The sequence below is a fragment of the Rubellimicrobium arenae genome, from assembly GCF_017916275.1.
GTDB lineage: Bacteria > Pseudomonadota > Alphaproteobacteria > Rhodobacterales > Rhodobacteraceae > Rubellimicrobium > Rubellimicrobium arenae.
In genome coordinates this window covers 88,677-101,013 of the sequence record NZ_JAFMST010000003.1, presented here as the reverse complement: position 1 = coordinate 101,013, position 12,337 = coordinate 88,677, and the positions used below count along the sequence as shown (strand labels likewise).

Genomic DNA, 12,337 nt, shown 5'->3' with positions numbered 1-12,337 from the left:
CTGGCCCTCCGCGTCAGTTCGCGGCAGGCGTTACACCGTCCGCCGTCGCGACTTCAACCGTGGGGCGGAGACCCAGGAGCGGGGCCGCCCGGCGGATCATCTCGGCCGCGACCGGCACGGCGGTCCAGCCGGCCGTGCGGCGCGGCTCGGTGCCCGACGTTTCCACCGGCTCGTCAAGGCTGACCACAAGGACGTACTTGGGATCGCTGGCCGGAAACAGGCCCGAGAACGTGGCGATCACCTTGTCGTCGTAGTAGCCGCCGCTGGGACGCGGCTTGTCCGCGGTGCCGGTCTTGCCGGCCACCTCGTAGCCCGGGACGTTCGCCAGCGAGGCTGTCCCCCGCGCCACCACCTGCCGGAGCATCGACACGGCGGCCCGGGACGTCTGCTCGCTCAGGACCCGGGGGCCCTGGACCGGATGATCCTGGCGCAGAAGCGTCGGCGTCACTGCAAGGCCGCCGTTGGCCAGCGTCGAATAGGCCGCCGCGAGGTGCAACGGCGAGGTCGAGACCCCGTGGCCGTACGAGATCGTCATGAGGCTGATCTCGGACCACTGGCGCGGCAGGAGCGGGCGCCCGGTCCGGGCCTCGGTCATCTCGACATGCGTCGGCTCGAGAAGGCCGAGGCTGCGCAGGAACGCCTGCTGCCGCTCCGCCCCGATCATCAGGGCGATATGCGCCGTGCCGACGTTCGACGACTTCACGATGACGTCCGTGACCGTGTTCTGGTCGCCGTAGTTGTGGAAGTCGTTGATCCGGAACCGGCCCCAGGTCAGGGGCCCCTTGGTGTCGATGATGGTGTCCGGGTTCACCAGGCCAAGCTCCATGGCCTGGCTCACCGCAAAGATCTTGAACACCGAGCCGAGCTCGTAGACGCCCTGGATCGCCCGGTTGAAGAGCGGGCTGTCCGACTGATCGCCGCTTGTCGCGACCGGAGGCCGCGTGTTCGGGTCGAAGTCCGGCAGAGAGGCCATGGCGATGATCTCGCCCGTATGGACGTCCATGAGGATGCCGCAGGCCCCCTTGGCGTTCATCAGCGTCATCCCGCCCTGGAGAACCTCTTCCATGGCGGCCTGCACGGTAAGGTCGAGCGACAGGGCAAGCGGCTGATCCTGCTGGGCGGGGTCGCGCAGCCGGTCGTCGAAGTAGCGTTCCACGCCGGCGACGCCGATCACCTCGGCCGAGTCGACGCCTTCGCGGCCGTAGCCGGCCCCCCCGAGGATATGGGCGGCAATGGGACCGTTGGGATAGAGCCGCATCTCGCGCGGGCCGAAGAGCAGTCCGGGCTCCCCGATGTCATGGACGGCCTGGGCCTGCTCGGGGCTGATCTGACGGCGGATCCAGAGGAACCGGCGCGCCCCGGTGAAATCGCTCAGGAGCTTCTGCTCGTCGAGGTCGGGAAAGATCTTCGCGAGCTCGTGGGCGGCATGGGCCGGGTCCACCATCTCGCGCGGCTGCGCGTAAAGGGCGTCGGTCGCCAGATTGGTCGCCAGGATCCGGCCTTCGCGGTCGGTGATGTCGGCGCGCGTGCTCAGGATCGGGGCGTCCAGAACCGCCGTCGGTTGCGGCTCCTCGGCGTCCGAGGACGCCAGGACGGCCATGCGGCCGCCCACGGTGAGGTAGGCCGCCGCGAAGGCCGCCCCAAGGACCCAGAGCCGCTTTTCCGCACGGCTCCTTGCGCGCTCGGCGTTCTCGCGGGCGTCGCCCCGGCGGCGCAGAAGGATCTTCGGCACCTTCACGCGTGAGATTCCGTCCGCCGCGCGTCGCCCCAGATCGAGGGCGAGGGCCTCCCAGTCCTGTCGGGTCACAGCGGCTCCTCCGTTTCGATGGTCCCGCCCGAGGACACGATCATCGGTGAGTTGGCGACCGACCCGGCCGCGGGCGGCATGGCGACCTGGTTCACGTCGGCAAAGGCGCCAGGCGTCAGCGGCAGCAGTTCCAGGCGCTGGAAGTTCAGCTCGGCCAGGTCCCGCAGGCGGTCGGGCCGGTTCAGGTAGGCCCATTCGGCCGCAAGCCGATCGAGCCGGGCCTGCGTCGTCGCGATCTCGTGCCGCAGCTGGCCCACTTCCCTCAGGCTCGCCTGGGTGGCGTAGTTCTCGCGGTAGGCCCAGAAGCCCAGGCCCATGACCACCAGGGCCATGCCTGCGTAGATCAGTCCCTTCATTGCCGCTGCCCCCTCATCGCCTCGGTCGCTTGCCGCCGGTGGTCCGGCTTGTGTCCAGGATCGGCATGCCGATCTCGTGCCCGCCGACGCGCCCCGCCGGGGCCGCGGTCCGACGCGCCACCCGCAGCCGCGCCGACCGGGCGCGAGGGTTGGCGGCCAGTTCATCCTCGTCAGGGTCGATGGCCTTGCGGGTCACCATCTCGAAGGCGGGCGCCTCGGCCTCGGCCTCCGGCGCATAGCGGCTGCCCTGCCCCATGCGTCCGGCGCGAAGCTGCAGGAAGCGCTTCACCATCCGATCCTCGACGGAGTGGAAGCTGACAACCGCCAGAAGGCCGCCGGGCGCGAGCGCGCGCTCGGCCGCCTCCAGGCCGCGGGCCAGTTCCCCGTATTCGTCGTTCACGGCGATCCGCAGGGCCTGGAAGGTGCGCGTCGCGGGATGCTTCTCGCCGGGCTTGGGGCGCGGCAGGCAACGGGCGACGATCTCGGCCAGCGCGAGGGTCGTCTCCACGGGCCGGGCCGCCACGATGGCGCGGGCGATCCGGCGCGAGGCCCTTTCCTCGCCGTAGAGATAAAGAATGTCGGCCAGCGTGCCTTCGTCCGCGCCATTGACGATGTCCCGGGCGCTCTCGCCGCTCTGGGACATCCGCATGTCGAGGGGGGCGTCCTTCTGGAAGGAGAACCCGCGCTCGGCCGTGTCGATCTGCATGGACGAGATGCCGAGGTCGAGCACGACGCCGTCCACGCGCGCATCGCCCTCCTCGGCGGCGATGAGGTCGAGCTCCGAGAAGGTGCCCTCCCGCAGGACGATGGTTCCATGAAATCCCGGAAGCCAGTCCCGGGCCATCTCGTGCGCCAGGGGATCCCGGTCGATGCCGATGACCTTGGCGGCTCCGGCCCCGATCAGCCCGCGGGCATAGCCGCCCGCCCCGAAGGTTCCATCCACCCAGACGCCCTGCACGGGGGCGCAGGCGGCCAGGAGCGGCCGGAGCAGGACCGGGATGTGCGGCTCGGCCGACATCAGGCGCTCCAGACCAGGGTCATGGGATCGAAGCCCTCGGGCTGGGCCTCCAGGAAGGCGCGCATCTCGGCCCCGACCTTCTCGTCGTAGGTGGCGGCGGCCCAGATCTCGAAATGGTCGCCCGCGCCCGAGAAGACGACCTCGCCCTCGGTCAGGCCCAGCTTCTGGCGCTGCCGGATCGGCATCACGACGCGGCCGTCCTTATCCACCTCGAGCCGCACCGACTGACCCAGGATCAACCGCTGGGACATGGTCTTGCGGAGGTTCTCCTCGGGGGTGCGGGGTTTGATGGCCATGATCCCCTGGGCGACCTCGTTGAAGGCCGCGACCGTGTAGGCCTGCAGGTGATCCTTCAGATGCTCGCCATAGAGAAGGTAGAGGGACGGGTTCAGGCCCTCGGTCCAATCGGGGTCGTTCGCCTCGAGCACGCGGCGGAAATCCGACGGGATCGACATCCGGCCCTTGCCGTCGATCCTCTGGGGATACTCGCCTGTGAAGCTCGCCGTGATCACGGATCCCGCTTTGTCCCTACCCCCGATGGTGCCCACGTGCCCGCAAACGAAAACGGCGGATCAAGGGCTGCCACACCTGATCCGCCGTGTCCGTCCCTTGCGGGAAGTCCGACTGCGCGCGCACCTGGGGGGATGCTGCTCGCTCGCGCGCCGGATTTTGTTGCCTTTGGCGTTCGCTGTCCTGCTCTCTCGATATCGGAAGCAACCGGAATGGGTTTGCCTGTATGACTGCGTCTCTTTTGGGGTTCTTTGTCGCCCCTGGTATCCCGCATCGCTTCCGACGGGTTCAGGGATGCCATGGGAATTCATGGCACTCAAGGGGAATGTTACCGACCGGGACCCCCTGGGCCGGAAAGCCACAGCCCGCGGAAGATCTGCTTGTGGATAGTCCTGGGGAAAACCCTGATTTCTTCTTAAGTTCGCGTCCGGGCGCTTGAACAGGACCCGCTTGGCACGAAAAAAAGTAACCGGCAGAGAGTCGCCGGTAACCAGTTCTTAAGAAGAAACGGTGTTCCAAGGCTGACTGGACTGTTCCCGCGGAATTTCTGGGTGTTCCAGTCCCATCAGCTACTTAGCCGCAGAACCTCTGCCGTGAGGCGAGAACGAATCGGACGCGCGGCCCAAGGGGCCCAGGCTCATGATTCCCGCGGGGCACGGCAGCCACCCGATCCGTCAGGGCGGCTGCCTCGAGATTTCCTGGAATCCGGTCCTCAGGCCATCCCGCCCGCGACGAGGCGGCGGGCGATTCCACGCCAGGCCTCGGCCATCTCTCCCTCCCCGGCGGCCACCGGCACACCCTCATCGCCCGAGATGCGGGTCTGGAGGTCGATGGGCAGGCGCCCCAAGAACGGGATGCCGTCCTTGCGCGCCTCGGCCTCCACCCCGCCATGGCCGAAGACATGGCTCTCGTGGCCGCAGTTGGGGCAGACGAAGGTGCTCATGTTCTCGATCAGGCCCAGGATCGGGGTCTTGAGCGTGCGGAACATGTCGATGGCCTTGCGCGCGTCGATCAGCGCCACGTCCTGCGGCGTGGACACGACGATGGCCCCCGTCAGGTGCGTCCGCTGGCAGAGCGTCAACTGCACGTCGCCCGTCCCGGGTGGCAGGTCCACGATCAGCACGTCGAGCTGGCCCCAGTTCACCTGCGTGAGCAGCTGCTGAAGCGCCCCCATCAGCATCGGCCCGCGCCAGACGATGGCCTTGTCCGGATCGACCATGAGTCCAATCGACATCATGGTGACGCCATGGGCGTGCAGCGGCTCGATGGTCTTGCCGTCCGGAGAGGACGGCCGCCGGGACACGCCCATCATGCGCGGCTGCGACGGCCCGTAGATGTCGGCGTCCAGCAGGCCGACGCGCCGCCCCTCGCGGGCGAGCGCGACGGCAAGGTTGGCGCTGACGGTCGACTTGCCGACCCCGCCCTTGCCCGAGCCGACCGCCAGGATACGGTCCACGCCGCTCACGGACTGAGGACCGGCCTGCGGCGTCGGATGACGGCCGATCGTGAGCGACGGAGCCTGGGGCGGGGCCGCAGGCCGGGACGGCGCCGAGGGGCCGTGCGCAGTGACGACGATGGACACGCCGGTCACGCCCGGAATGGCGCGGACGGCCCGCTCGGCCGCGGCCCGAACGGGCTCGAGATCGCGCGCCTGCTCGACGCTCGACGCCTCGAGCACGAAGCGCACCGTTCCCTCGGCCACCGCAAGGGCCTGGACCAGGCCGCTCTGGGCCAGGTGACCACCCCCCGGCACCGCCACCCGGGCAAGCGCCGCCATCACCTCATCCTTGGTCGGGGCCATCTGTCATACTCCTGTCGCGCATCCACCCTATCCTGGAGCGTCGGTCTGAGGCCGGGGTCTTGACAGGTCAAGGGCTCGGGGGTTCACGATCCGCCCGACTCCTGGGCATTGCCTCCCGAATGGCGCCCAATCGGCTAGCCCTTCCCATGGGGGACCTTTGGACCGGTTCCGGGCATGCCTCCCAACCGGGCAGAAACGCCCGAAATACGTCAGCCTTGCTTATGCAGTTGCTGCATAGCAGCATTGCGACTTTCCGACATTGTGCAGGCGCAGCAAAGGGTTATTTCTGCTCGTGACAGCGCTAACGGCGCGGATGCACGGCCCGGTGGCCTGCGGATCGACTGAAGAAAGAGACATGACGATGGCCTTCGCAAACGACATCCACAACGCGGTTTCGGGCGTGACGCTGGCCCACCGGTTCGCGGGTCTGCGCGCGCAGATGGCCGATCGCGTGGCTCGGTACCGCCTTTACCGTGAGACGCTGAACGAGCTTTCGCTCCTCAGCGACCGCGAGCTGAGCGACCTGGGCATGGGCCGCTGCGACATCCGGAACATCGCCCGGCAGGCGGCCGACCGGGCCTAAGAGAATTTCGGTCCGACCCTTCCTCCTCTTGGGGTCGGATCACCTTCGCGGACGCGCCCCAACGCCCCGGGGCGCCCCGCGCAGGACGCGGCGGGACCCCTCCTCCTCCCTGGTCCCGCCGCACAGGTTACGCTGGTGCCCTCTCCTCCTCCCTGGGTGCCGGTGTCTCGCGGCGGGGCCACCTCCTCCCGGCTCCGCCGCACGGGTTTGACGAGTTCGCTGGCGCCCTCTCCTCCTCCCTGGGCGTCTCGCGGAAACGCGGCGGGACCTTTCCTCCTCCCTGGTCCCGCCGCAACATGATCGGAACGGCTGCCCTCTCCTCCTCCCTGGGCCGCCCCTACCGAAGTGGCGGCGCCCTTTCTCCTCCCTGGGCTGCCGCCCTTTTTTTGCCCGCGCACCCGAAGTGACAGCGCTGGGGAGCCGCACCTTCCCACGGAGCGTCGCCAAGGCCCCTTCCGTTCAACGCCCCGCATCGTCATCCTGACCGCCGCAACGACGGGACAGGTTCATGCGGGCATCCCTCTTCTCAGCGGCGCTGGTGGCGGCGCTCGTCGGCTTCGGCTCGACCATCGCGCTCGTGCTCGCGGCGGCGGCGGCGGTCGGGGCGACTCCGGCGCAGACCGCCTCCTGGGTGCTGGCCATCGCCTTGGCCAAGGCCCTGGGCAGCGCGGCGCTCAGCAGCTGGGCGCGGGTTCCCATGGTGCTGGCCTGGTCGACGCCGGGCGCGGCCCTCGTGGCCGCCACCCATGGCCTGACCATGGAACAGGCTGCCGGAGCCTTTGTCCTGTCCGGCCTGATGATCGCGGCCCTGGGGCTCATCCGGCCCCTTGGCCGTCTCGTGGCCCGCATCCCGGACGCGATCGCGGCGGGCATGCTGGCCGGGGTGCTGCTCCCCTTCTGCCTGAAGCTCGCGCCCGCGGCGGCCGAGGCCCCGGCGCTCCTTGGTCCGATGATCCTGGCCTTCGCGCTGGTGCGGCTTCGGAATCCTGCGTGGGCGGTGCTGGCCGCCTTGGCCGTCGGACTGGGCCTCGCCGTCCTCACGGGGGCCGCCCATCTTCCGGGCGGCGCCTCCCTCCCGCAACTCGTCTTCGTCCGCCCCCAGTTCGATCCCGGCGTGGCGGTGGGACTGGCCCTGCCCCTCGCCCTGGTGACCATGGCCTCCCAGAACCTTCCGGGCTTTGCCACGGTGCGGGCGGCGGGCTACGAGCCGCCGGTCGGACCGGCGCTCGCCTCGACGGGGTTGCTCTCGGCCGTGGCCGGACTCTTCGGGGCGCATCCGATCAGCATGGCCGCGATCACCGCGGCGATCTGCCTGGGGGATGACGTTCATCCCGACCGAGCGCAAAGGTGGAAGGTCGGGCTCGCCTATGCGGGGATGTGGGTGGCTCTCGGCCTGGCCTCGCCCGTGGTGATCGCCGCCATCGCCGCCCTCCCGCCTTCGCTGGTGGCCGGCATCGTCGGCATCGCCCTGCTGGGCCCCCTGACCGGAGCCCTGACCGGAGCCGTGTCCCACTCGGCCACGCGGCTTCCGGCGGTCGTCACCCTGGCTGTCACCGCGTCGGGCGTGGCGGCCTTCGGGATCGGCGCGGCCTTCTGGGGGCTGGTGGCGGGCCTGGCCCTGCACGGGCTAGACCAAGCCGCTGGAAAGCTGCGTGCGGCCTGAACCCGCGCCTTCCATGTTTCCGTCCGAACAGGGACCGTCGCCATGACGTCGATCGACCTCCTTCCCTCTCTCCTTGGCTTCGCCTTCGTGTCCTCGATCACCCCGGGCCCGAACAACCTGATGCTGATGGCGTCGGGCGCGAATTTCGGCCTGCGCCGGTCGTTGCCGCACATGCTGGGCGTGGGAATCGGGTTCACGGCCATGATCGTCGCCGTGGGGCTGGGGCTGAACGGCATCTTCGAGGCCGTCCCCTGGACCCATACCGCGCTGGAGGTCTTTGCCGTCCTTTATCTCCTCTGGCTCGCCTGGAAGATCGCGACCGCGGCTCCGGTGACCCCCGATGCGCCCGAGGCCGCCCGTCCCATCACCTTCCTGCAGGCGGCCGCCTTTCAATGGGTGAACCCCAAGGCCTGGATGATGGTGATCTCTGCGCTGACCTTCTATGCGGCGGACGAGTCGCTGGGCACGGTGCTGGTCGTGGCGGCGGTCTTCGGCGCGGTGAACCTGCCCTGCATCTCGGTCTGGACGGTGCTGGGCCAGGAGATGCGGCGGATCCTGACCTCGCGCGCCCGGCTCAGGGCGTTCAATCTCGTCATGGCGGTGCTTCTGATCGCGACCCTTTGGCCAATCGTCCAGGCGCTCTGATCCGATAAGGGCCGACGATCGGAGATCCCGCGGGGGCTCCGGCCATCAGGACGCCCGTCAGCACCCCGACAGGGGACCGGCCCGATCCCTGAGATCGAGGGCCGGACCCTCGCAGCCCGGATCAGAAGGGAACGTCGTCCCTGCCCCCCGGAGCGGGCACCACGAACTTGGCGACGACCTTCTTCTCCCCCGCCTTCTCGAAGTCGATGTCGAGCTTGTCCCCCTCGGCGCCGATGATCCGGCCATAGCCGAACTTCTGGTGGAAGACCCGGTCCCCCACCACGAACGAGGAATCGGCGGTCGCGTCGATGGTGATGGTCCGGGACTCCTGCGGCTCGCGCAGGGGGCGCACCTGGGAACGGGCCTGAAGCCGGCGCCAGCCCGGCGAGGCATAGACATCCGCCCGCGCGGCCCGGTCGGCGAGTTGCGATTCCGCCCCCGCCTGGAGCACGGGGCTCGCGCCCATCGCCATGCCGGCGGCTCCGTAACCGCCACCATAAAGGCCGGGCGGGGTCAGCACCTCGACATGGTCCGCCGGAAGCTCGTCGATGAAGCGGGAGGGCAGCGAACTCTGCCACTGCCCATGCACCCGGCGATTGCCGGCAAAGGAGATGATCGCGACCTGCTCGGCCCGCGTGATGCCGACATAAGCGAGCCGCCGCTCCTCCTCGAGGCCCTTGAGCCCGCCCTCGTCCAGGCTGCGCTGCGACGGGAACAGCCCATCCTCCCAGCCGGGCAGGAACACGGCCGGAAACTCCAGCCCCTTGGCGGCGTGGAGCGTCATGATCGAGACCTTTTCCTCCCCGTCCTCGGACGCGTTGTCCATGACCAGCGCCACATGTTCGAGGAAGCCCTGCAGCGAGTCGAACTGCTCCAGCGCCTTGACGAGCTCCTTGAGGTTCTCGAGCCGCCCGGCCGCCTCGGGCGACTTGTCGTTCTGCCACATCGCCGTGTAGCCCGACTCGTCCAGGATCATCTGGGCGAGCTCGACATGCGTGTCGCCCTCGCGGACCACCTGGTCGTGCCACCGCTCCATGGCCTGGACGAAGATGCGCAGCTCGTTGCCGCCCTTGCCCGCGATGAGCTTGGAGTCCGCCGCGATCCGCGCGCCATCGAGCAGGGACACGCGGTTCTGCCGCGCCACCACCTGGATCGTCTGGATCGCCTTGTCGCCCAGGCCCCGCTTGGGCGTGTTCACGATCCGCTCGAAGGCGAGGTCGTCGTCGGGGGACACGGCCAGCCGGAAATAGGCCATGGCGTCCCGGATTTCCTGACGTTCGTAGAATCGGGGGCCGCCGACCACGCGGTAGGGCAGGCCGATCGTCAGGAAACGGTCCTCGAAGCTCCGCATCTGATGCGAGGCCCGCACGAGGATGGCGATCCCATCGAGGCCGATCGGGTCCATGCCGCGCGTCCCGCGCTGCATCGCCTCGATCTCCTCGCCGATCCAGCGGGCCTCCTCCTCGCCGTCCCAATGGCCGATCAGGCGGACCTTTTCCCCTTCGCCCAGCGCGGTCCAGAGCGTCTTGCCGAGCCGCCCCTTGTTCCCCGCGATCACGGCGGAGGCGGCGGCCAGGATATGCGGCGTGGAGCGGTAGTTCTGCTCCAGCCGGACGACCACCGCTCCGGGGAAGTCGGTCTCGAACCGCAGGATGTTGCCCACCTCGGCCCCGCGCCAGCCGTAGATCGACTGGTCGTCGTCGCCCACGCAGCAGATGTTCCGGTGTCCCTGCGCCAGAAGCCGCAGCCAGAGGTACTGCGCGATGTTGGTGTCTTGGTATTCGTCCACGAGGATGTAGCGGAACCAGCGCTGATACTGCGACAGCACGTCCTCATGGGTCTTGAAGATCGTGATCATGTGCAGGAGCAGGTCGCCGAAATCGACGGCGTTCAGGTCCCGCAGGCGCTGCTGGTAGGCCGCGTAAAGGTCGACGCCCTTGTGGTCGAAGGCCGAGACGTCCGCGCCGGGGATGTTGCCCGGCCCCACCGCCCGGTTCTTCCAGCCGTCGATGATATGCGCGAGCTGGCGCGCCGGCCAACGCTTCTCGTCGATGTCGGCCGCAAGGATGAGCTGCTTGAGGAGGCGCACCTGGTCGTCGGTGTCGAGGATCGTGAAGTTCGACCTGAGCCCCACCAGTTCGGCGTGCCGGCGCAGGAGCTTCACGCAGATGGCGTGGAAGGTGCCGAGCCAGGGCATGCCTTCCACCGCGTCGCCGACCATGCGGCCGACGCGGTCCCGCATCTCACGGGCGGCCTTGTTGGTGAAGGTCACCGAGAGGATCTCGTTCGGGCGGGCCCGGCCCGTGGTCAGGAGATGGGCGATCCGCGCCGTCAGCGCCTTGGTCTTGCCGGTCCCGGCCCCGGCCAGCATCAGCACCGGTCCGTCCAGCGCCTCGACCGCGGCCCGCTGGGCCGGGTTGAGGTCGTCCAGATAGGGCGCGCGGGGGACGGGGCCGGCCATGGCACGGCGCGAGAGGGGCAGGTCGGGATCGGGGCTCAGGCTCATGACGCGGCAACATAGTGCCGCCTGCGATTCGATGGAAGCTCTCGTTCGCTTTATGTTCCGTGATCGCCGCGTGATCCGCCGTTACACGGAAAGGCGTTCATCGACTCCCGAACGCACAACGGCAGGGCGATCGAACATGAAGCTTTGTACCTCAGCCCCTCGCAGCGGTGTCGATTTGCCAGCCTCAACACAGAGGCGCCAACAAATGGACGCAATCCAAAGCGATGAGAAGGTTAACGAAATTTGGGGGCCGCCGTGTCGAGAACCGAGTACACTGTTGTCATTGCCACGCGGAACCGGACGGCGGCGCTCGCGCTGTCGCTGCCGCTGCTCCTTGCCCAGAGCCCCGCCCCGCGCGAGATCCTCGTGGTGGACAGCTCCGAGGAGCCGGGCCCGACCCGCCGCCTGATCGACGACCTGTCCCGAAGGACCCGCATCCCGATCCATCACATCCTCAGCGAACGCGGATCGGCCTACCAGCGCAACGTCGGCCTGGCCCGGGTCCGGACGGAGGTGGTCTTCTTCCCGGACGACGACAGCCTCGTGTATCCCGGCGCCTTGGATGCGATGATGCGCATCTACGATCTGGACCGTGACGGCATCGTCGGAGGCGTCTGCACCGCCGAGGCCAAGACCGCGCCGCAGGTCGGCGGGACCTCGACCGTCGGCCAGTACCGGATGACCCTGGGGGATCGGCTCAAGGCGAAGTTCGCGGTGCAGCGAGCCCGGCTGGAGCAGCGGCTGGCCCGCGACCCCTTCGAGACCGCGGCCGAGCGCCGGCAGGCCCGCCTGCCGCCCCTGCCCGAATGGCTGGAAGCCGAGAACGCCAAGCCCGTGTACTGGATGACCGGGTTCCGCATGTCGTTCCGCACCCATGTCATCCGGCGGATCGGCTTCAACGAGAACCTGGGACATTATGCGCTGGGCGAGGATATCGAAGCCTCTCTCACGACACAGGGGACACATTACCTGATCGGTGCGCGAAACGCGAAGATCCACCATTACAAGGTGCCCCAGCGCCGCGGCAACGGACGCGCCCTGGGCGGGATGCAGATCCTGAACCGGGCTTACATCCTGGCCCGGCTGGGGCAGACGGACGCGCGGATCCGCTCCGAGATGACGCGCCTGGCCCTGTTCAGGATGGCCCAATACCTGCTCGGCACCCGGAGCGCATTCGGGCGCGAGCGGTTGGCCGGGGCCTGGGCGGCGTTCCGGATGGTCCCTGCCCTGTTCGACGCCCTGCCCGCGGAGCTGGACGGGACCTATGCCGACCTTCGGAGAAAGGTCTTCTCGGACAACGAAAGCCTGACGCCGCTCAAGCCTGTGATCCACGAGGCGATCGAGGAAAAGCAGGCCGCGTGAACCGGACCGCGGCGGATCGGCATCGGCTCCACGATCCGCCGCTTGGGGCCTTGCGCCGCAGCGCGGCACCCCTAAAGTTCGCACGC

10 protein-coding genes are annotated in these 12,337 nt (G+C 68.8%); 4 read left to right on the top strand and 6 right to left on the bottom strand.

Annotated elements, in window-relative coordinates:
* Positions 1 to 13 precede the first annotated feature (13 nt).
* The 5 genes from J3P31_RS05230 to J3P31_RS05210 form a co-directional block, all read right to left on the bottom strand.
* Entirely contained in the window at positions 14 to 1,807 is a 1,794-nt protein-coding gene (locus J3P31_RS05230; protein WP_438270285.1) for a peptidoglycan D,D-transpeptidase FtsI family protein, read from the bottom strand.
* Positions 1,804 to 2,163: a cell division protein FtsL gene (gene ftsL, locus J3P31_RS05225; protein WP_210527357.1), complete on the bottom strand. Its 360-nt coding sequence runs from the start codon at positions 2,161 to 2,163 to the stop codon at positions 1,804 to 1,806. The genes J3P31_RS05230 and ftsL overlap by 4 nt, the downstream gene beginning before the upstream one ends.
* A 13-nt stretch (positions 2,164 to 2,176) precedes the next feature.
* Positions 2,177 to 3,181, bottom strand: coding sequence for a 16S rRNA (cytosine(1402)-N(4))-methyltransferase RsmH (gene rsmH / locus J3P31_RS05220; RefSeq protein WP_210527356.1), 1,005 nt, complete (start codon positions 3,179 to 3,181; stop codon positions 2,177 to 2,179).
* Positions 3,181 to 3,693, bottom strand: a complete 513-nt coding sequence (locus tag J3P31_RS05215; protein ID WP_368373020.1) for a division/cell wall cluster transcriptional repressor MraZ — start codon at positions 3,691 to 3,693, stop codon at positions 3,181 to 3,183. The genes rsmH and J3P31_RS05215 overlap by 1 nt, the downstream gene beginning before the upstream one ends.
* Positions 3,694 to 4,403: 710 nt before the next feature.
* Complete coding sequence (locus tag J3P31_RS05210; protein WP_210527355.1) at positions 4,404 to 5,492, bottom strand: Mrp/NBP35 family ATP-binding protein; 1,089 nt, start codon at positions 5,490 to 5,492, stop codon at positions 4,404 to 4,406.
* Between the two features lie 355 nt (positions 5,493 to 5,847).
* Between J3P31_RS05210 and J3P31_RS05205 the strand changes: the two genes are divergently transcribed.
* From J3P31_RS05205 to J3P31_RS05195, 3 genes are all read left to right on the top strand, one after another.
* Positions 5,848 to 6,075, top strand: a complete 228-nt coding sequence (locus tag J3P31_RS05205) for a DUF1127 domain-containing protein (protein WP_368373019.1) — start codon at positions 5,848 to 5,850, stop codon at positions 6,073 to 6,075.
* Between the two features lie 508 nt (positions 6,076 to 6,583).
* The gene (locus J3P31_RS05200) at positions 6,584 to 7,738 is read left to right on the top strand and encodes a benzoate/H(+) symporter BenE family transporter (protein WP_210527354.1); all 1,155 of its coding nucleotides are present in this window, start codon (positions 6,584 to 6,586) and stop codon (positions 7,736 to 7,738) included.
* Positions 7,739 to 7,780: 42 nt separating this feature from the next.
* A complete protein-coding gene (locus J3P31_RS05195) occupies positions 7,781 to 8,383 on the top strand; it encodes a LysE family translocator (RefSeq protein ID WP_210527353.1) in 603 nt (200 codons plus the stop codon).
* A gap of 121 nt (positions 8,384 to 8,504) precedes the next feature.
* On the opposite strand, the gene J3P31_RS05190 is transcribed toward J3P31_RS05195, so the two are convergent.
* A complete protein-coding gene (locus J3P31_RS05190) occupies positions 8,505 to 10,889 on the bottom strand; it encodes an ATP-dependent helicase (RefSeq protein WP_210527352.1) in 2,385 nt (794 codons plus the stop codon).
* A 255-nt stretch (positions 10,890 to 11,144) separates the two neighbouring features.
* On the opposite strand from J3P31_RS05190, the gene J3P31_RS05185 reads away from it, so the two are divergent.
* On the top strand, positions 11,145 to 12,251 hold the full coding sequence (locus J3P31_RS05185; protein WP_210527351.1) for a glycosyltransferase family 2 protein: 1,107 nt from the start codon (positions 11,145 to 11,147) through the stop codon (positions 12,249 to 12,251).
* The last annotated feature ends 86 nt before the right edge of the window (positions 12,252 to 12,337 follow it).